The sequence below is a fragment of the Sneathiella sp. genome (assembly GCF_002694385.1).
Taxonomy (GTDB): domain Bacteria; phylum Pseudomonadota; class Alphaproteobacteria; order Sneathiellales; family Sneathiellaceae; genus Sneathiella.
Genome location: NZ_NZMB01000016.1, coordinates 114,010 through 133,611, shown reverse-complemented (window position 1 = coordinate 133,611; position 19,602 = coordinate 114,010). Strand labels below are relative to the sequence as shown.

Annotated in this window: 18 protein-coding genes and 1 tRNA gene; 10 read left to right on the top strand and 9 right to left on the bottom strand. The window is 53.9% G+C overall.

Going from position 1 to position 19,602, the window contains the following annotated elements; translation table 11 throughout:
• The first annotated feature begins 12 nt into the window (after window positions 1-12).
• The 7 genes from CMN55_RS10880 (at window position 13) to hflX (ending at window position 9,198) form a co-directional block, all read left to right on the top strand.
• Window positions 13-2,226, top strand: coding sequence for a sensor histidine kinase NtrY-like (locus tag CMN55_RS10880; protein WP_293949830.1), 2,214 nt, complete (start codon window positions 13-15; stop codon window positions 2,224-2,226).
• A gap of 2 nt (window positions 2,227-2,228) precedes the next feature.
• Complete coding sequence (gene ntrX, locus CMN55_RS17230; RefSeq protein ID WP_366932029.1) at window positions 2,229-3,635, top strand: nitrogen assimilation response regulator NtrX; 1,407 nt, start codon at window positions 2,229-2,231, stop codon at window positions 3,633-3,635.
• A 21-nt stretch (window positions 3,636-3,656) separates the two neighbouring features.
• Window positions 3,657-5,033 (top strand): Trk system potassium transporter TrkA, encoded by a 1,377-nt coding sequence (gene trkA, locus CMN55_RS10875; RefSeq protein ID WP_293949829.1) that lies wholly within the window; start codon window positions 3,657-3,659, stop codon window positions 5,031-5,033.
• The gene (locus CMN55_RS17225) at window positions 4,981-6,525 is read left to right on the top strand and encodes a TrkH family potassium uptake protein (RefSeq protein WP_366932037.1); all 1,545 of its coding nucleotides are present in this window, start codon (window positions 4,981-4,983) and stop codon (window positions 6,523-6,525) included. The genes trkA and CMN55_RS17225 overlap by 53 nt, the downstream gene beginning before the upstream one ends.
• A 10-nt stretch (window positions 6,526-6,535) precedes the next feature.
• Window positions 6,536-7,396, top strand: a complete 861-nt coding sequence (locus CMN55_RS10865) for a D-amino-acid transaminase (protein WP_293949827.1) — start codon at window positions 6,536-6,538, stop codon at window positions 7,394-7,396.
• 209 nt (window positions 7,397-7,605) lie between these two features.
• The gene (gene hfq, locus CMN55_RS10860) at window positions 7,606-7,848 is read left to right on the top strand and encodes an RNA chaperone Hfq (protein ID WP_293949826.1); all 243 of its coding nucleotides are present in this window, start codon (window positions 7,606-7,608) and stop codon (window positions 7,846-7,848) included.
• A gap of 36 nt (window positions 7,849-7,884) precedes the next feature.
• On the top strand, window positions 7,885-9,198 hold the full coding sequence (gene hflX / locus CMN55_RS10855; protein WP_293949825.1) for a GTPase HflX: 1,314 nt from the start codon (window positions 7,885-7,887) through the stop codon (window positions 9,196-9,198).
• Window positions 9,199-9,207: 9 nt separating this feature from the next.
• On the opposite strand, the gene mazG is transcribed toward hflX, so the two are convergent.
• Entirely contained in the window at window positions 9,208-10,044 is an 837-nt protein-coding gene (mazG, locus tag CMN55_RS10850; RefSeq protein ID WP_293949824.1) for a nucleoside triphosphate pyrophosphohydrolase, read from the bottom strand.
• Window positions 10,045-10,148: 104 nt separating this feature from the next.
• Here mazG and CMN55_RS10845 point away from each other — a divergent pair, with 104 nt between their 5' ends.
• Complete coding sequence (locus CMN55_RS10845; protein WP_293949823.1) at window positions 10,149-10,751, top strand: regulatory protein RecX; 603 nt, start codon at window positions 10,149-10,151, stop codon at window positions 10,749-10,751.
• A gap of 303 nt (window positions 10,752-11,054) precedes the next feature.
• Here the strand turns inward: CMN55_RS10845 and CMN55_RS10840 are convergent, their stop codons facing one another.
• From CMN55_RS10840 to CMN55_RS10810, 7 genes are all read right to left on the bottom strand, one after another.
• The gene (locus CMN55_RS10840; RefSeq protein WP_293949822.1) at window positions 11,055-11,813 is read right to left on the bottom strand and encodes an MBL fold metallo-hydrolase; all 759 of its coding nucleotides are present in this window, start codon (window positions 11,811-11,813) and stop codon (window positions 11,055-11,057) included.
• The gene (locus tag CMN55_RS10835) at window positions 11,813-12,598 is read right to left on the bottom strand and encodes a TatD family hydrolase (protein WP_293949935.1); all 786 of its coding nucleotides are present in this window, start codon (window positions 12,596-12,598) and stop codon (window positions 11,813-11,815) included. The genes CMN55_RS10840 and CMN55_RS10835 overlap by 1 nt, the downstream gene beginning before the upstream one ends.
• Before the next feature lie 21 nt (window positions 12,599-12,619).
• Window positions 12,620-13,723 (bottom strand): DNA polymerase III subunit delta', encoded by a 1,104-nt coding sequence (locus CMN55_RS10830; protein WP_293949821.1) that lies wholly within the window; start codon window positions 13,721-13,723, stop codon window positions 12,620-12,622.
• Entirely contained in the window at window positions 13,720-14,361 is a 642-nt protein-coding gene (gene tmk / locus CMN55_RS10825; RefSeq protein ID WP_293949820.1) for a dTMP kinase, read from the bottom strand. The genes CMN55_RS10830 and tmk overlap by 4 nt, the downstream gene beginning before the upstream one ends.
• Window positions 14,362-14,379: 18 nt before the next feature.
• Window positions 14,380-15,558 carry a D-alanyl-D-alanine carboxypeptidase family protein gene (locus CMN55_RS10820; protein ID WP_293949819.1) on the bottom strand — a complete coding sequence of 393 codons (1,179 nt, stop codon included), beginning with the start codon at window positions 15,556-15,558 and terminating at the stop codon, window positions 14,380-14,382.
• A gap of 92 nt (window positions 15,559-15,650) precedes the next feature.
• Window positions 15,651-16,679, bottom strand: a complete 1,029-nt coding sequence (locus tag CMN55_RS10815; RefSeq protein WP_293949818.1) for a septal ring lytic transglycosylase RlpA family protein — start codon at window positions 16,677-16,679, stop codon at window positions 15,651-15,653.
• Between the two features lie 42 nt (window positions 16,680-16,721).
• Window positions 16,722-17,708, bottom strand: coding sequence for a lytic murein transglycosylase (locus CMN55_RS10810; protein WP_293949817.1), 987 nt, complete (start codon window positions 17,706-17,708; stop codon window positions 16,722-16,724).
• Between the two features lie 249 nt (window positions 17,709-17,957).
• Here CMN55_RS10810 and CMN55_RS10805 point away from each other — a divergent pair.
• Window positions 17,958-18,047: transfer RNA gene (locus tag CMN55_RS10805), tRNA-Ser, on the top strand.
• Window positions 18,048-18,100: 53 nt separating this feature from the next.
• On the opposite strand, the gene CMN55_RS10800 is transcribed toward CMN55_RS10805, so the two are convergent.
• The gene (locus tag CMN55_RS10800) at window positions 18,101-18,637 is read right to left on the bottom strand and encodes a demethoxyubiquinone hydroxylase family protein (protein ID WP_293949816.1); all 537 of its coding nucleotides are present in this window, start codon (window positions 18,635-18,637) and stop codon (window positions 18,101-18,103) included.
• 606 nt (window positions 18,638-19,243) lie between these two features.
• On the opposite strand from CMN55_RS10800, the gene CMN55_RS10795 reads away from it, so the two are divergent.
• A complete protein-coding gene (locus CMN55_RS10795) occupies window positions 19,244-19,570 on the top strand; it encodes a DUF1330 domain-containing protein (protein ID WP_293949815.1) in 327 nt (108 codons plus the stop codon).
• Window positions 19,571-19,602: the final 32 nt, after the last annotated feature.

Below are 19,602 nucleotides of genomic sequence, written 5' to 3'. Positions count from 1 at the left end.
CCGGGGCGTAACATGGCAGGGCAGCAGCAGGGGAGCGCGAAGCCGCCGTTTTCCTTAATCCGCTGGACGCGAAAAATCGGCCTCGGTCCGAAAACCTCTTTCTTTGTGGCCATGTTGGCCATTCTGAGCGGGATCGCCACTTATAAATCACTCACCATCGACAATCCGACCTATACCCGCATTCTGTTGATTGCGGATGTTGTGATTGTTGTCATTCTGGCGGTCATCATTACCCATAGGCTGATCAGAACGTGGCGCAAAGGTCAGATGGGCGGCTCTGGCAGTATGATGCACCGGCGTATTCTGCGGCTGTTCTCCCTGATTGCCGTGGCGCCAGCGCTGATGGTCGCTCTCTTTTCGGCGCTTTTCTTCAATATCTATTTCCAGAAGCATTTTTCTGATCCGGTGAATATGGCGGTGTCCGAATCCATCGGCGTCGCCAATGCCTATATCAAGGAGCATATCCAGAATATTCAGTCGGACGCACTCGCCATGGCCGCGCAGATCAACCGCGCCCCGACGCAGGTTTTGGAAAGCCGCATCCTTTTTGAAAATTATCTGAGCGATCAGGTGGTTGCCCGCAATCTCAGCGAAGCGGTGGTCATGGACAGTAATCAGAAGATTATTGCCCAGTCGGAATTCAGTTTTGCGCTGGAGTTTGACAAGATCAAACCGGAATCCTTCAATGACGCGCGTGAACGGGAAGTTGTCATCACCACCAATGAGGAAGACGACCAGGTGCGGGCGCTTATCCGACTGGACCGGTTGCTGGATGGGTTCCTGTATGTGGGGCGGTATATCGAGCCGCGGGTCCTGGCTCATCTGGAGCGCACCCGGGCGGCGGCGGCGGAGTATGAGGCGCTGAAAGAAGAAGGTTTCGGTATTCAGATTCAGTTCGCCCTCATCTTTTTTATTATTTCACTGATGGTGGTGCTGTCGGCGGTATGGTTCGGCCTCGTCATCGCGTCGCGTCTTGTCGGCCCCATTGAAAGTCTCGTTAAAGCGGCGGAGCGGGTGCGTTCGGGTGATCTGACAGCCAAGGTTGATGAAAGTCGCGCCTATGATGAAATGGCCATGCTCGGTCGTGCTTTTAACCGGATGACGGAGCAGCTTGCCGCGCAGCGCCAGGAACTGGAGGAAACCAATATCAAGCTGGATGAACGCCGTCGCTTTACAGAGGCTGTATTGTCTGGTGTTTCTTCGGGCGTGATCGGTCTTGACAAACAGGGAGTGGTCCATCTGCCAAACCGCAAGGCGATGGAGCTTCTGGGGGTGTCAGAGGTGGAAATAACCGGCCGGCCTTTCATTGAAATCCAGCCACAAATGGCAGGCCTGCTTGAAGAAATTCATGATCGCCCCTACCGCGTCGCCGAACGGCAGCTACAGGTTGCGTCGGGGGANGGATATCGTCATCTGCTGGTACGGGCGGCGGCGGAGATATCAGAGGGCGGCATTCAGGGGTTTGTCGTCACCCTTGATGACATTACNGANCTGGTTTCGGCGCAACGCATGGCGGCCTGGGGNGATATCGCGCGGCGTATTGCNCATGAGATCAAGAATCCGCTGACCCCGATCCAGCTTTCGGCGGAACGCATNAANCGNAAATATGGCCGACANATACAGAATGATGTNGAGATATTCAANCAATGTACCGATACCATNATCCGNCAGGTTGGNGATATCGGTCAGATGGTCGATGAATTTTCTGCTTTTGCCCGGATGCCGACGCCGGAATTCAAACCCGAAGACCTCGGNGAATTGGTGAANCAGGCGGTTTTCCTGCAAAANATTGCGCATCCGGAAATCGACTATCTTTTCGATGTACCGCGTGCGCCNATGATCTGTTCCTGCGANGCGCCGCAGGTCAACCGGGTNNTGACCAATCTGTTGCANAATGCCGCCGATGCCATTGATGGNCGNGACGGNGCGCCGGAGANTTTGCCGCGTGGCCGGATTGATGTTGTTTTGCGCAGNACGGCGGANGAATTCGTTGTCGANATTACCGATAANGGACGGGGTCTGCCNAAGGAGAANCGCAATCGCCTGACCGAACCCTATGTGACGCACCGNGANAAGGGAACCGGTCTTGGCCTTGCAATCGTCAACAAGATCATGGAAGAACATGGCGGAAGCCTTACGATGNCGGATNCNGAAAANGGGACNGGAGCGTTCATCCGTATNGCNTTTCCCGTTTCCGAAATCCGATTGAAAACAGGAAATGACTGACAATGCCTGCTGATATTCTGATAGTCGATGATGAAGCCGATATTCGCGAACTTGTNGCCGGAATCCTGGAAGATGANGGNTATGAGGCNAGGATGGCGGCGGATAGCGACAGGGCGATGGCGGAAATNGCCCATCGGCGCCCNGGCCTNGTTATTCTCGATATCTGGCTGCGCGGCAGNAAGATGGACGGTATNGAAATCCTTCAGNGCATCAAGAAGGAACATGCCGATNTNCCGGTNCTCATGATTTCCGGNCANGGCAATATTGAAACGGCGGTCCAGACAATCAAGCTNGGCGCCTATGATTTTATNGAAAANCCGTTCAAGGCGGAACGCCTGATCCAGCTTGTCGAGCGGGCCCTGGAAGCGATACGGTTACGCCGCGAGGTGGCGGAGCTGAAAACCNGGGGNGCNGAGGTNATGACNGANCTTATCTGNCGCTCNCACCTNATGNTGCAACTTCANCANGCCATTGAAAANGTGGCGCCAACCAATAGCCGGGTNNTGATTACCGGNCCGTCNGGTNCNGGCAAGGAAGTNGTCGCCCGGATGATTCATAANCGNTCNCATCGCAAAGATGGTCCGTTTGTCGTTCTNAATGCGGCCATGCTGGCGCCGGAACGTCTTGAGATTCAGCTTTTTGGCGTTGAGGATGGGCGGATGAATTCCGTCAAGGGAGCGCGGCGNGGTCTTCTGGAGCAGGCGCATGGCGGNACGTTGTTNCTTGACGAAATTGCCGATATGCCACTAGAAACACAGGCAAAAATCCTNCGTGTTCTGGTTGATCAATCNTTNCAGNGGGTTGGNGGANCAGAGAAAATTCGNGTTGATGCNCGGATTGTCTCCTCTTCCAGCCGTGATTTNCAGGAAGAAATGAGTGCCGGNCGNCTGCGGGANGATCTATATCANCGGCTGGGAGTNGTCCCNGTNTCNGTNCCNTCGCTGAAAGAANGNCCNGAGGATATCGGNCCGCTNGCNCGCTATTTTGTCGANCGNTTTTCNAAAAGCGCCGGATTGCCGCCNCGCAAAATCGGNGANGATGCCATTGCNATCTTGCAGGCGGCCAGCTGGCCCGGTAATGTCCGTCAGCTCAANAATGTGATCGAGCAGATTATGATCCTGGCGACAGGNGATCGCACGTCNCCNATCAATGCGGCTATGGTGCCCAGCGATGCGGGGGCGGTNCACTCCATNATGANCGGNCAGAATGATCATACGGAAATCATGTCGCTTCCCTTGCGGGAAGCGCGGGAGCGNTTCGAAAANGAATATCTGGAGGCCCAGATCAACCGGTTCGGTGGCAATATTTCCCGTACTGCTTCATTCGTGGGTATGGAACGATCAGCGCTGCATCGTAAATTGAAGACCCTTGGGGTTGGTAACGGAGACCGCAAGCGGCCTTTTGAATAACCGGGAGCTGAAAGGAAGTCCATGAAAGTCATTATCTGCGGCGCCGGTCAGGTCGGATCGAACATTGCCCGGCAGCTTGCACAGGAAAATAATGATGTCACGATCATTGACCAGTCGCCTGAACTGGTGCGCAAGATCGGGGATGCGTTGGATGTGCGGGCCATGCTGGGCCATGCCTCGCATCCTGATGTGCTGGAACGGGCAGGGGCCTATGACGCTGATATGCTGATCGCCGTGACCTATAGTGACGAGGTGAATATGGTCGCCTGCCAGGTCGCCCATTCCATCTTTGATATTCCGAAAAAGATCGCCCGCATCCGTTCTCAGGATTATATCAACCCGCTCTGGGCGCATCTTTTCAGCCGTGAGAACATGCCCATCGACGTGATCATTTCACCGGAAATCGAGGTGGCCCGGGCCATCGAACGACGTCTTAAGGTTCCCGGCGCCTTCGATACGGTTTCCTTCGCCGAGGGAAAGGTGCAGGTGATCGGCGTGCGGCTCGATGAGAGCTGTCCCATCGTCAACACGCCGCTGAAGCAGCTGACCGAANTGTTCCCCGATCTCAACGTGATCGTGGTCGCGATCTATCGCGATGGCAAGATGCTCGTACCCGCCAGCAATGACCAGATGTTTCCNGGGGATGAGGTATATTTNGCGGCTGATGCCAATCATGTGGCGCGGGCNATGCCGCTGTTCGGTCATGAGGAGGTCGAGGCGCGCAGTATCGTCATTATCGGGGGCGGCAATATTGGTCTGCATCTGGCTCAGTTNGTCGAAAAACAGATGCGNAATGTTTCACTCAAGCTGATCGAATATAANCGCGCCCGCGCCGAACGGATTACCGATGATCTGGAACGAACGGTGGTTCTGCACGGCAGCGCGCTGGATCCGGATCTGTTGCAGGANGCNAATGCCGCCCATGCGGAAACCATTGTCGCGCTGACCAACGATGANCAGGTCAATATCCTTTCCTCNTTGCTGGCCAAAGGGCAGGGGACGAAAACCGCAGTGACGCTGATNAATAATCCGGTATTTGGCAATCTGGTGACCACGCTCGGNATCGAGGTGGTGGTCGATCCGCGGGCAACAACNGTNTCNGAGATTCTNCGTCATATNCGCCGNGGNCGTATCCGNGGGCTGCACTCCTTTCGCGATGGAGCGGCCGAGGTGGTGGAGGGNGTTGCCCTTGAAACCTCGCTNCTGGTTGGNAAACCCCTGCGGGAGATCAAGCTACCGCCCGGAACCATCATCGGCGCNGTGATCCANGAGGANAANGTTCTGATNCCNCGTGGCGATTCNGTGATTGAAGCCGATGACCGGGTGGTCATANTNGGGCTAAGNGATGCCATCCAGAAAGTGGAGAGCATGTTCTCGGTCGGGCTTGAGTTCTTCTAGNCCGATGCAAATCGTNCCTGTTTTTACCATTGTTGGCTGGGCGATTTCCGCNCTGGCGTTGCTGATGCTGGCGCCNATTGCNTATTGNCTNCTNAANGGGGACACGGANNTGGCNCTGAGCTTCTNCATTTCTGCCCTTGTNACATTGTTNGTCGGNGGNGGAATGATTCTCGCNATGCGTCGGGANTTTACCAGTCTTGGCCGNCGNGAGACNTTTTTGGCGGCGACGCTGATCTGGATCACCGTNCCGGCCTTTGCCGGGCTCCCNTTTTATCTCAGCGATGCAATCCCCTCCGCNACCAACGCCTATTTCGAGGCATTGTCNGGTTTTACCACNAATGGCGCAACGATCATTGCNGACGTNGCGGCACAGCCACGGGCCATTCTNNTCTGGCGCAGTCTGCTGCAATGGACCGGCGGGTTTTCCGTNCTNGTCTTTCTNTCGATCCTTGCNGGNGCCCTTAATNTGCCNGGCACAAATCCNTTGACGCGNGCGCTNGCNAAAAGTACGCGCCGACCGGTCACCCAGCGGCTGGGCTATGCAATCCTATCNCTGTTCAAGATCTATACGCTGCTGACGGCGATCTGCATTCTTGCGTTGTGGTTTTCNGGGATGACCGCNTTTGATGCCNTNTGNTATGGATTCGGAACGNTGTCTACCGGCGGCTTCATGACGGGCAACGCGGATGGGATACTTTTCTCAAACCGGGCCATNGAGGTNGTGCTGATGATCTTCATGGTGATCGCCGCCATTAATTTTTCATTTCACTGGTCTTTTTTCAATGGTGACCGGCGATCCTATTTCAATGANCCGGAATATCGNTATCTNNTGGCGGNCATAGTNTTCGGCAGNCTNTGCGTTTTTTTNCTGATGTCGATACAGTCNGATNNGCCGATACTGGNAAATCTGCGTTATGCGGTCTTCAATACGGTTTCGGCNGTNACAACAACNGGTTACAATATGCCGCCNGTGACANNTGCGGGCGCGCCCTACTGGCCGCCNGGCGCATTGCTGGTNATTTTANTGCTGATGACCATCGGCGGCTGCACCGTTTCGACGGCGGGCGGNATCAAGCTGATGCGGATCAGTATNCTTGCCAAGCTNGCGGGATCGGAAATCAGTCGCCTCAGNTATCCCAGCAGTGTTTCGGTCATCAAATACGGCAANCAGNNGGTGGAGCGNGAACAGCTTCTNGCCGCCTGGGTTTTCTTTCTTCTTTACTTCATCAGCATTGTTCTGGTGACGCTGCTGCTCTCTTTTGANGGCCTNGANATGCAATCGGCGATGACCCTTGCCGTNACNAATCTNGCGACGGCNGGNTCGGCCGCACAGGCGCTTATTCCGGANGTNGTGATGGGNGAGNGTAAATTTATCGGCTATGACGCCTTGCCGCGATTTTCGAAATGGATAATCTGTNTCACCATGCTGATCGGACGGCTGGAGTTTCTGGCGGTCCTGTCGCTTCTCAATCCGGCCATNTGGCGGCGGTAAAGGGGGNAANATGTCGAGAATTGCCTATGTGAACGGTCGATATGTGCCGCATCAGGACGCGGCCGTNCATATTGAGGANCGGGGCTATCAGTTCGCTGANGGNGTATATGAGGTTGTNACCATCGTCGGCGGGCGGATGATTGATATGGAGGGNCATCTNGANCGGCTGTGGCGGAGCCTTGGCGANCTTCATATGGCCGCGCCGATGAAGCGCGAGCCTCTCAAGATGGTGATGCGGGAGGTGATCCGGCAAAATGGTATTACGAATGGCATCATATATTTGCAGGTCACCCGCGGGGTGGCGCCCCGTGATCATCCGTTCCCGAAAAACACAGCCCCTTCGCTTGTCATGACGGCAAAAAGGCTGTCCATGGAAAAGGCAGCGAAAACGGCTGAGCAGGGGGTCGCGGTTGTCACTGTGCCTGATATCCGCTGGTCGCGGCGGGATATCAAATCGGTTTCCCTGTTGCCCAATGTGCTCGCCAAACAGGCGGCGAAAGAGCAGGGGGCCTATGAAGCCTTTCAGGTCGATGAGGAGGGCATGGTGACGGAAGGGAGTTCCACCAATGCCTGGATTGTCACGGCGGAAGGCAATATTGTCACCAGGCCAACCGGAAATTCGATCCTTGCGGGTATCACACGCGCGTCGCTCATGCGGGAACTGAAAGCGGAAGGAATCGGCTTTGAGGAAAGGAATTTTTCAGTAGATGAGCTCCTCAATGCGCGGGAGGTTTTTCTGACCAGCAGTACTTCCTATGTCCTGCCTGTTGTCAAAGTCGATGAAAAGGTGATTGGAAATGGCCATCCAGGCCTGGTTACCCAAAAGCTCCGGGCATTATATGAGAAATTCATGTCGAAAGAGGCCGGCTGAATTATGCCAGACAATAATGGTAATTTTGCTTTTTTTACCGATAATGTAAATTGTTGCAATTTTCGCGTTATAATGCTTGAGTTTGCGGCTAGAAATCCTTATGTCAGGGAAACTTTTTGCCGAACGAATGCGTAGATAATAAAACAGACCGGGATAATAACGTAAAAAGGCGAGAACAACGTAACAGGATAGACGAAAGATAATTCGAGATGGGTGCTGAAAAGTCGCAGAATGTACAGGACGTTTTCTTAAACAAAGTACGCAAGGAAAAGATGCCGGTAACGGTATTTCTGGTTAATGGTGTAAAGCTTCAGGGGTCTATCAGCTGGTTCGACAATTTTAGTGTGCTGTTGCGCCGTGACGGTCATGAGCAGCTCGTCTACAAGCATGCCATTTCAACCGTAATGCCGGCCGGACCGATCCAGCTTTTTGATCCTTCGGCTGACGGGTGAGGGAGCTGGTCAGACGCGCATGTTTGAACGCCTGATATGAATGAAGAGTCGGAACGCGAGGGATTGCGTTCGGGGGAGAGGGCGCTTGTCCTCCATCCTCATATCAAGACAGGGACAGAGAGCCGATTGCGCGATCCGGCAGGTTGTCTTGAAGAAGCGGTTTCCCTGACGGCGGCTATCTCTCTCAAGGTTGTACATGCAGAAGTTGTCCCGCTCGCCAAGGCCCGGCCCGGCACCTTGTTCGGAGAGGGAAAAATCACCGAGCTTGGCGATTTTATCAAACATTCCGATATTGATGTGGTGATCATTGATGGGCCCGTGACGCCGGTTCAGCAACGCAATCTGGAGCGCCGCTGGCAGGTGAAGATTGTTGATCGCACGGGACTTATTCTTGAAATATTTGGCGAACGGGCGCAAACACGTGAAGGTTCCCTTCAGGTTGAATTGGCCCATCTCAGCTATCAGCGTACGCGGCTGGTGCGTTCCTGGACCCATCTGGAGCGACAGCGCGGTTCGCTCAGCTTTATTGGCGGCCCCGGCGAATCCCAGCTTGAAATTGATCGTCGTCTGATTGACGAGAGGATCACCAAAATCAAGCGTCAGCTTTCATCCGTTGTCCAGACCCGTGAGTTGCATCGCGCCAAGCGGAAAAAGGTGCCATATCCCATTGTTGCGCTTGTCGGCTATACCAACGCGGGTAAATCGACCCTGTTTAACCGCATGACATCGGCGGATGTGTTTGCAAAAGATCTGCTGTTCGCGACGCTGGATCCGACCATGCGGCGGGTGACGTTGCCGGGTGGGCAGCCGGTTATTCTTTCCGATACGGTGGGCTTTATTTCCAGCCTGCCGACGGAACTGGTCGCGGCCTTTCGCGCGACGCTGGAAGAGGTGCTGGAGGCGGACCTCATCGTTCATGTGCGGGATATCACCCATATGGATACAGAGGCGCAGCGTCAGGATGTGCTGGATGTTCTGAAAAAGCTCGGCGTTGATACGGATGATACGGAAATGTATCTGGAGGTTTTCAACAAGATCGACCTGTTGCCACCGGAAGAGAAGGAGCAGATTGAAAACGCTGTCCGGCGGGCAGAGGGAAAGGTGGCAATCTCGGCGGTAACGGGCGAGGGGACGGAACGCTTTCTTGCGCTTATCGAAGAGCGGTTGACGGCGCGGCAAAAGATGATGGAGCTGGATATACCGGCCAGCGACGGGGCGACGTTATCATGGATTTATCGCCACGGCACGGTGCTGGAACGGGAAGATCGTGACGATAAGGTGCATTTGCAGGTGAAATTTTCACCGGAGAATCTGGGCCGTCTTGATAAAATTCTGAAAAATATTCAGTAAATATATGACTTATATGTGTTTTTTATCCTGAATCCTGATTTTATTCCAGATTTCATCCATTTCCTCAAGATTGCTATCCGCGGGTGTTTTTCCTTTTTCTGAAAGGGCTTGTTCAATAACCTGAAAACGACGGATGAACTTTCGGTTGGCTGCCCGCAGCACGGTTTCGGGTTCAAGGTGGAGGTGGCGGCCAAGATTGGCCATCACAAACAGCAGGTCGCCATATTCTTCAGCAATGCGGGTTTCGCTCCCTTGAGTATCGATTTCCGCCTGCAATTCACCGAGCTCTTCACGGATCTTGTCAAGCACTGGCGTGATGGATGGCCAGTCGAAGCCGACGCGTGCGGCGCGTTTCTGCAACTTCACCGCGCGGGTAAGGGCGGGTAGTGTCTCTGCCACTCCATCAAGGGCAGAGGGGGGATGAGGGGCGGCATCCCTGTAGGAGGCGCTTTTCATGGCCCGTTCACGTGCCTTTACCTCTTCCCAGGCAATGGTTTGCGCCTCAGCCGTAGCAATATCCGCCGTGCCGAACACATGGGGGTGACGGCGGATCATTTTCTCGGATATGGCCTGAACCACATCGTTAAAATCGAAATGGCCGGCCTCCTTCGCCATTTGGGCATAGAAAACGACCTGAAACATCAGATCGCCCAGCTCGTCTTTGAGTTCCTGCATATCGTTGCGGGCGATGGCTTCCGCCACCTCATAGGCTTCCTCGATGGTATGTGGTGCGATGGTCTCAAAATTCTGTTCCAAATCCCATGGGCAGCCGCTTTCTGGATCACGCAAATTTTCCATTATTTCAATAAGTTGGTCAATATATTCTGAATTTCTGGATGAAGTCATGAGAGAGGTCCGTTATGTACAGCGCGGAAGACGGCCGGATTAGGGATTTGCTTTCCTTGTGGGCATAAGTAACATGGATCGGCCGGTAACTTCACGGATTTTGTATGAGCGACGAGAAAAAAAGCCGACCGAAAAGACCTCCGAAATTTGTCGAACCAACGGAGAGATGGCTGCGCGATCAGGCCTTGCGTTACCTTAACCGTTTTCCGGCGACGCAGCGTAAAATGACCCGACATCTGATGACCAAGGCGGGACCTCATGCGGCGCACTTCAGCATGGATAAGGCGATGCTTTCAGCGGATATCGAGAAAGTGGTCACGGACCTTGTAAAGGCAGGTTTTATCAATGATAGCGAATTTGCGGCCAGCAAGGCTCGGTTGCTGCTGCGGGATGGCCGATCAGTAGCACAGATCGGTAACAGGCTGCGGGAGATGGAATTCACGGAGACGGACCGGGAGAGGGCCGTTGCGGAACTGGGGGAGGATCAACGCGCCCTCGATCTCAAATCCGCGGCGCGCTATGTGAAGCGTCGGCGTTTCGGGCCTTATCGTAAAGGCGCGACGCAACGCAATCAACGGGACAAGGAAATGGCGTCTCTTGCACGGCAGGGATTTTCCTATGATGTGGCCGCGCGTGTTGTTGACGCAGACAGTATTGTGGAGATAGAGCAGCTAATTTTTGGTCCGGAAGGCGGCTCCAACAATTGACCATCTGCGCGCTAAATGCCTGTAGATAAGCGGAGGCATGAGACTGTGTCTGCCATTCAATGGGTGTGTAGGGAGGACTTTCGTCCATTAATAATGCCCAATCTTGTTTACGCATAATATATATTATGGAAAATATTGAATGAATATGGAAAGCTTGATACGGGCTTTTGTCCCCCTCACATATAAAAGCCCCCTGAGGTCAATTTTCGAGGGCTATAGAGAGGTATGGCTAATGTCGCAATGCAGGGTCTGTCTCGCCCTTGTGGTATGTTGATCAGGATGGCGGCTGAAGGCTGAAAAGTGTCACGCTGTTATGACCATGCCGTCATAGGCCGGCTCGACACCCACTGGCAACTCACGTTGCAAAGTACGGTAATCCAGATCCACATGCATATTGGTCAGAACCGCCCGGCGTGGTTTCAACCGTTCAATCCATTTAAGCGCGGTCTCCAGATTGACATGCGTTGGATGTGGCGTGTAGCGCATGGCATCGACAATCCAGGTGTCAATTCCTGCCAGTATCTCGAAGCCCCGATCATCGAGATTGACGAGATCATTGGAATAGCCGATTGGTCCCATGCGAAAGCCAAGGCTGGTGATAGAGCCGTGATCCTGTTCAAACGGAATGAAATCAATGTCGCCGATGCTGAACGGTCCATTGATATAATGCTCTTTCAGGATGGCGGGATACGGATTGCCATCAAGTTGCCGAAAACAATAGTCAAATCGCCGCGTCAGGATATCCAGTGTTTTCTGATCGCCCCACACATTAACCCGCTCCCGGTTGCGGATGGCCAGGACGCGCAACTCGTCTATCCCGTGGCACTGGTCGGCATGTTCATGGGTCCAGACAACGCCGTCGAGCCGATCGATATCAGCATCCAACAGCTGTTCGCGGATATCTGGCGAGGTGTCAATCAGCACCTGTGTTTGTTTGTTTTTCACAAGGATGGAACAGCGGCGACGGCGGTTTTTTTGCTCTTGCGGGTCACAGGCGCCCCATTCATTACCAATGCGCGGAACCCCGCCAGAGGTGCCGCATCCGAGGATTGTTACCTCCATTAAAGTTTCCGTTCTATCTTATTGAAAAGTTTGAAAAAATTGTCTGTTGTGATGCTTGCGAGCCGGTCAGTATCAACGCCTTTAAGTGCGGCCACCTGCGCGGCCGTATGGGCAACGAAGGCCGGTTCGTTTGTCTTGCCGCGCTTCGGTACCGGCGCGAGATAGGGAGAATCCGTTTCCACCAGTAATCTGTCCAGCGGAATTTTTCGCACATGTTCGCGCAATTCTTCCGCAGCCTTGAAGGTTACAATTCCGGATATGGAGATATAAAAACCAATTTCCATTGATTTTTCAGCAACTTTCCATCCAGAGCTAAAGCAATGAATAACCCCGGTGAAAGGCCCCTTCCCGTATTCGTCCTGCAGAATATCGATGGTATCCTGATCCGCATCGCGCGTATGAACGATGAGCGGCAGACCGGTTTCTCGCGCTGCGGCGATGTGCTGGCGAAAGGATTTTGTCTGCAATTCCCGCGGCGCATGTTCATAGAAGTAATCAAGCCCCGTCTCGCCGATGCCGACGACCTTGGGATGGGCGGCAAGCTCAATCAGCTTCGCCGTAGAAACCTCATCATTTTCGCTTTCCGCCTCATGGGGGTGGACGCCGACAGAACAGTGAATATTATCATAACCCTCAGCGATGGCACGCACGGCGGCAAATTCACGGAGTTTCGTGCCGATGGTCAGCATATGGCCGACCCCGGCGGCCCGTGCCCGCGCGACGACATCGTCGAGTTCACTCGAAAGCTGCTCGAAATTCAGGTGGCAATGGCTATCAACTAACATCACAAATCGTTTGTTTTCGGGTTATGTACCCATGCGTTCTACATTCAAAAACAGGTTGAGGACAACCTGTTTACGGTCCAGATTGATGGAATCCGCTTTTTTTATCAAGTCATTGCCCTTTTCCCAGAGCGCCGACCAGTCGGAAGCAGCATGCCGGGTCATCATCCGCCGCATGATTTCCTCTTCCCCCGCGACAAATGATAACCCTTCGAAATTTGCGCTTGCGGCACGAACAAGGCGGGTTAACCACCAGGGATATAGCTCGCAGATACTGCGATAGACAGTCTCTGCATCCCTCCCCCCGCCGCTGTCGGCAAGGGTATGCAGCCGCTCCGCATCCAGCTTCGGATAGTCCCTGAAGATATCGAGGAGGGCGGCGAAGATATCAAGCCCCTTGGCTTCCAGCAGGCTGAACGCCTTGCCGGGACTCCCTTCCGCGAGGGTGAGCAGCATGTCGATCTGTTCCGGGGACAGGTTTTCTGTATGGTTTTCCAGAACCTGGCGCATCTCCGTATCCGCCAGCGGCCGCAACGCAAGCTGGCGACAGCGCGAGCGGATGGTTGGCAGTAATCGTGCCGGGGTGTGAGAGAGCAGCAGGAACAGGGTTTTCTTTGGCGGCTCTTCCAGGATTTTCAGGATCGCGTTCGCGGCATTGGCATTCATCTCATCGACCGGATCGACAATGACGATGCGCCAGCTCCCCTCGGTCGCTGTAAGCTGGAATAACGGGCTGAGCGCCCGTACCTCGTCCACGCGGATGACGGAGAAGAATTTCTTTCCCTTGGCGTCATACTGGCGGCGTAAAACGGCAAGACCGGGATGCGCTCCGGCCCGGATGAGGGACAATGCCGGATCATCTGCAGGGATCTCCAGACTTTCCGGCGGGCCGCCGAATAGTCCCCCTCCCCCTTCAGCGGCGCTGCTCAGGAGGAATTTGGCGGCGCGGTAGGCGAAGCTCGCCTTGCCGACGCCCTTGGCGCCGGTAATCAGCCAGGCATGGTGGAAGCGGCCGCTGGCAAAATTATCAAGAAAGAGTTTTTCGGCTCTTTCATGACCGATCAGCCGGTCCGTATCCTGCGGATGTGGATAACCGGCGAGCCGATCCGATTGCGGCAACTCACTCACGACAGCAGCCGGCCATTTACGATTTCACGGATTTCCTTCTGGATATCCTCCACCGGTTTCAGGGCGTCGATGACGACACAGCGCGCCGGGTTTTTCGCAGCGATTTCAAGAAACCCGTCGCGCAGCCGGTCATGGAAAGACAGGTCCATTTTCTCGAACCGGTCTTCACCGTCGTGCCGTCCGCGGGTGCGGTTGAGCCCCTCCTCCGCCGGGAGATCGAAAATAAAGGTGAGGTCGGGGGCAAAATGCCCGAAAGTGAAATCATGGATACGCTGCACGGCCTCCACGCCAAGGCCGTTACCATAGCCCTGATAGGCCATGGTGGAATCGGCAAAACGATCAGAGATAACCCATTTTCCAGCGTCCAGCGCCGGCCAGATGGTCAGGCGCAGATGATTGCGCCGCGCGGCGTTGAAGAGAAGTGTTTCGCCAATGGCGTCCCAGCGATCGACCTCCCCGGTTACCAGCAGGGTGCGAATATCCTCCGCACCAGGGGCTCCGCCCGGTTCGCGGGTCAGCAGGCACTCAATCCTGACGGTATCCAGATATTCGGCGAGTAAGCGGCTCTGGGTCGATTTCCCACTGCCGTCGCCGCCTTCAAAGGTGATGAAACATCCCGTCCCTGACCGCCGTTTCATAGGGTCTTGCCGCCTTTCCTAATTTACGGAGGGGCCGAATACGAGGTAGTCGATTGCCGATGTCAGCCGCTTGAAAAGTCCCGGCTGGGCAATATCCTCAGTCGCAACCAGAGGAACGGTGACCGTTTCCATCTCCGGCGCGGAAATAACCAGCTGGGCCACCGGCGTACCCTTGATGATGGGGGCCGGAACCGGTTCGTTATAAACGACCTTCGCGGTCATGGATTTACGTGCCTGACGGTTCATTGTGACCGTCAGCTCCTCCTCCACTGTGAGAGGAACTGTGTCCTTGTCGCCGAGCCAGACGCGCGCGTTATCCACGACATCGCCCGCCTTGAAGAGGGCGTAGTTATTATACTCGCGAAATGCCCATTCCATCAGCCGTTCGGATTCCCGGCTGCGTTCGCTGGCGTTGTCAAGCCCGTGGAGGACCAGAATGATGCGGCGACCGTCCCGCTCGGCAGAGGCGACAAGACCATAGCCTGATTCCTCCGTATGACCGGTTTTAAGGCCGTCCGTCCCGTTATCCTTATAGAGGAGCGGGTTGCGGTTGCCCTGCTTGATATCGCTGAAGGTGAATTCCTTTTCGGCAAAGATGGTGTAATACTTGGAAAAATCCTGTATCAGATGTTTCGCCAGTATTCCCAGTTCGCGGGCTGTCATGCGATGGTCCGGATCAGGCCAGCCGGTGGCATTGTGAAAGGTACTTTTCGCCATGCCGAGTTCACGCGCACGGGACGTCATCGCTTCGGCAAATGCTTCCTCTGAGCCGCCGAGCCCTTCCGCCACGACGATGCAGGCATCATTGCCGGACTGCACGATAATTCCGCGCAACAAATCGCTGACGCTGACACGCGTGTCCACCTCGACAAACATTTTAGAGCCGCCCTTCTTCCAGGCTTTTTCGCTCACGGGCAGGGTATCCTCCAATTTGAGGGAGCCTTCTTTCAGCCGCTCGAAGACCATGTAGATAGTCATCAGCTTACTCATGGAGGCGGGGGCCATCAAATCATCGGCGTTTTTTTCCAGAAGAACGGCCCCCGTATTCATATCGAATATAAAAGCTTCCCGCGCGGCTGTCTCGATCGTCTCCGCCTTCGCGACTGTTGCAAGCAGCAGGAGGGTGAGGAATAGCGGGGTGAAAATCCGGGCAAGTTGAGAGGTCCTGCATGTCATTGCGCTTACGCTTTCTGTCATCTTCAGTTCCGTATCCTGGTGTCTTGTCAGCATGGAGCGCTGTTTTTTGATCCCTGCTCCATATCGCCGATTTATGGCCCGATCAAGGCCGGTTATTCAATAATTATCCGCGCGTCCCTATGACCGGTGTTGAGCAGATTGACGAGCATTTCATCCGCCTCATTGATATTGGCGACAGGGCCAACCCGGACCCTGTAAAAATCCTGTCCGTTGATCAGCACCTGGCTTACCTTGGCCGGACCAAGGGAGGCTAGTCGCGCACTTAGTATATTGGCATTATTGTAATCAATAAAGGCACCGGCCTGGATAAAAATCTCGCTGTCGCCAACCGGCTGCATGGTGACCCTTTCACCGGCATCCGACGTCGTTCCAGTTGTCGCCGATGCAACCTGCATGTCGGCAGATGTAGACGCCGGTGCGGCACTAGGGGATGGCAGCGCGGCCACTGTCGGGGCGGCGGCCGCTTTTGCATTCGGCGGCGGCGCCAGAGTTCCGGCCTGCACAACGGCGCGAGGAGCGGCCGCCACATTATTCTTCTCGCTTTCCGGCGTCACCGGCTTTGCGGCGATGGTCGTTTCGCCAAAATCATTTCCGCCGCCATTGATCACCTGCACCCGGACTTTCGCCGTGCCCTGATTGACCATATCGAGGAGCTGCGCCGCGCGGTAGGAAAGGTCGATGATGCGCGAATGGGCGAAGGGACCACGGTCATTCACCGTCACGATAACGGAGCGGCCATTCTCCAGGTTGGTCACCCGCACATCGGTTGGCAGAGGTAGCGTTTTGTGTGCCGCGGTCATGTGGTGCATGTTATAGGTGGCGCCATTTGCCGTTTTCCGGCCGTGGAACGGCTCGCCGTACCAGGAGGCAATGCCTGTCTCATCATATCCCGGATCGGCTTTCGGATAATACCAGATGCCGTAGACCTGATAAGGATTGCCGAGCTTCACCTCGCCCCGATCTATATCTCCAGTGCTCGCCGTTGTCGTTGCCGGGGAATTGTAGGAGGAGTTCAGCCTCTTTGCGCCATGGCTGAGCAGGCTGACCTCGGCGCAGCCGCCGAGCAGAAGCGCTGTCGCCACAACGGCAAGGACACCGGATTTGGGGAGTTTTTTAAACATTCTTCAACGAACCCTTTACGCTACGCAACAACAGACACCATGTCAGTCGTCTCCGATTCTGTCGGCGAGAAAGCCGACGGACATGGCGAAATAGGTGGACCGGTTCCACTTCAGAATGGTCCGGTAATTGTCATACACAAGAAATGTCTGGCCATCGCCGCCTTTTGGCTGCACCAGCGAACCGACAAGCTGACGTCCGGGGAGTGAGGCGCCGCCCGCCTTACGAACGCCGAGAGCGTCCCATTCGGCCATGGGTTTCGCGACCTTGAGATCGATCAGAGACGCATCAAAGCTTTTCGGCAGCGCGACCTCCCTGCCCCATGTCTGGTCATACTGCCATCCTGAACGGGAGAGATAGTTGGCGGCGGAGGCAAAAACATCCGCTTTCGTTGACCAGATGTCCCGCTTGCCGTCTCCGTCATAATCGACGGCGAAATTGATGAAGCTGGAGGGCATGAATTGTGATTGCCCCATGGCGCCGGCCCAGGATCCCTTCATGTCGTCTACGGCGATATGATCCTCATCGAGAATTTGCAGCGCCAGCAGCAGTTCCCCCCGGAAATAATCGGCCCGCCGATTGTCATAGGCAAGTGTTGTCAACGCATTGATGACACTGAAACCGCCGGTATAGCGGCCATACCGCGTCTCGACGCCCCAGAGGGCGACAATAAAGCGCGGCTGCACGCCGTATTTTTCGCCGATTTCGCTTAGCAGCGCGCGGTTTTCATTGAGCAGCGACTTGCCCGTGTCAATCAGGGATTGCGGCAGGCGTTGCGCCATATATTCCTGGAATGTCTGGACAGTTTCGGGCTGTTTGCGATCAAGAGAAACGACCTTTTCAACCAGCGCCACATTGGCGAAGGCCGCCTCGATGGTTTCAGTGCTGATGCCTTTTTCACGCGCTTCCGACTTCAGGGTGGCGAGCCAGGCGTCGAACGGTTCCTTCGCGGCCTGAAGAGGCGCGGGCATGGCAAGAAAAAACAAGGCCAGTATAGGAACGATCAGATCGCGTGCAGATTTCTTTGCCATAGGTACTCCACTTTACTCATTAACCCTTTTTGCCATAATCAGCGCGGATTGGCAATGTTTTCGGCGGGAAAACCCCTTCCCTCGCGGCAATTTGAAGGGGCGTAAATGACGCACCGATGCGGCTATTGAGAATATCCCGGATGTCTCGAAAGATATTGACAGTATTTCACGGGAACTTTAAACGATCAGGACCGTTCGGGAACAGCCGCCAGGAGATAATTACCCCGGCGCATCGCGTCCCCATTTTGCGGAGGGTTGGCAGAGCGGTTGAATGCACTGGTCTTGAAAACCAGCAAGGGTGCAAGCCCTTCCGGGGTTCGAATCCCCGACCCTCCGCCACTTTGGTGTTATTTAATATTGATCACTCATTGCTTAAACCCTCTAAATTAAAACTACCTCATTCCGAACCGAATAACGCATTCTGTGCAAAGCCTGACTATCTTGATCAGGATGTTTACTATTAGTTGATCTTCTTGAAGTTGGTTCTTCGCTGAATCGTGATGCGCTTTTTCATCTTCAATTATCTGTATTACGCACTCATGAGCAGCTAGATCATCTTTATATAAATATGCTCTCTGCTCTTCCAGATGCTCAAGAACGACATTTTCAACAGCATAGGTGGTGGCTGCAACGGCTGTCGGTCCGAATAGACCGGTAACAAAACCCAAAACATAGCCCCCTGCTCCACATACGAAATAACTTTTGCATCGTCTTATGCCATTTTCCGCCAGGTAGTTTTCAAATATTTTCCGATGGTTGAGTTCATGCTCCATATTCTGTTCAAGCTGCTTAACGATTGACTTGGACCGGAAACGAGCAACAAACCGTTGTGCGCGATAGATATTAACTGCGCCATTTTCACCAGCATGATCGACCTTTATCATTTTTTCGGCAGTTTTCTCTGCTGGTCGCAAAGTCGATAATGTCAATTGGTAACACCTGTACTTAAGAAACGAACTTGATTGCAATGATAACATAACATTGCGTAATGCTAGAGAATTATGCTGTGTTATACTCGCTAATTGAGGGGCCGAGAAGTAGCTATTTGTGGGTGAGAATATGATAACGGGTGGAGGAGTAGCTGCCTTAATTTACATAGCCATTCCCTTATTGGTTATTCCGATATTTTTATATTGTGCAGTATTTGTTTATGCAATCCGCAGGTCGCCAGGGCGATTAAAAAACGCATTGGGCGTAATTTTGGCATTTGTTGCTATTTTGGTTTTTGCTCCGCTATTTTGGTCAAGTGTAAAGTATACTTATGCTATACTAAGCGGCATAAATTGACGCTTCTCCATCTTTAAAAGATGGGTATAAATATGGGTAGAAATAAAATCGATTGGAAATTCATTTAAAAATATAGAATTGTGGCGGACCGACCCTCCGCCATTTAACTGCATGCCGTACCTTCCTTCTTAGATATGAACGTCATTGGACGCATGCATTCGCTGCGGATTACCTTAGCGGTAATTGTTTCCCTTCATGAGCTCCGGTTAACTGAGCCTCGCCAACTTCAGTGATTCAGGAGAATTGATATGACTGCTTATGCAATCGGCTGGTTGAGGGATCTCATCCATGGGCCTGAAATCGTTCGTTACATCGAGGAGATTGACGCAACATTGGAGCCACATGGTGGAAGGTTTCGTGTTCACGGCGCCCGTCCGCATGTGATTGAGGGAGAATGGCGTGGCGATTTTGTCTTGATCGAGTTTCCATCCATGGAGGCGGCACGCAATTGGTACGCGTCCGAGGCCTACAGCGCCCTCATTCCGCTGCGTACCCGAAACAGTAATAGCGTTGTTTTTCTGATTGACGGCGTTGACGATGCATATCGCGCCACAAATCTCTTGAAGCACATCTGATTGCTCGACAATCAACAAAGGGTCTGCGGCCC

Coding starts and splice junctions, on each gene's coding strand:
- hfq (WP_293949826.1), top strand. CDS start 7,606: ATGGGTGCTGAAAAGTCGCAGAATGTACAGGACGTTTTCTTAAACAAA.
- hflX (WP_293949825.1), top strand. CDS start 7,885: ATGAATGAAGAGTCGGAACGCGAGGGATTGCGTTCGGGGGAGAGGGCG.
- mazG (WP_293949824.1), bottom strand. CDS start 10,044: ATGACTTCATCCAGAAATTCAGAATATATTGACCAACTTATTGAAATA.
- CMN55_RS10845 (WP_293949823.1), top strand. CDS start 10,149: ATGAGCGACGAGAAAAAAAGCCGACCGAAAAGACCTCCGAAATTTGTC.
- CMN55_RS10840 (WP_293949822.1), bottom strand. CDS start 11,813: ATGGAGGTAACAATCCTCGGATGCGGCACCTCTGGCGGGGTTCCGCGC.
- CMN55_RS10835 (WP_293949935.1), bottom strand. CDS start 12,598: ATGTTAGTTGATAGCCATTGCCACCTGAATTTCGAGCAGCTTTCGAGT.
- tmk (WP_293949820.1), bottom strand. CDS start 14,361: ATGAAACGGCGGTCAGGGACGGGATGTTTCATCACCTTTGAAGGCGGC.
- CMN55_RS10820 (WP_293949819.1), bottom strand. CDS start 15,558: ATGACAGAAAGCGTAAGCGCAATGACATGCAGGACCTCTCAACTTGCC.
- CMN55_RS10815 (WP_293949818.1), bottom strand. CDS start 16,679: ATGTTTAAAAAACTCCCCAAATCCGGTGTCCTTGCCGTTGTGGCGACA.
- CMN55_RS10810 (WP_293949817.1), bottom strand. CDS start 17,708: ATGGCAAAGAAATCTGCACGCGATCTGATCGTTCCTATACTGGCCTTG.
- CMN55_RS10795 (WP_293949815.1), top strand. CDS start 19,244: ATGACTGCTTATGCAATCGGCTGGTTGAGGGATCTCATCCATGGGCCT.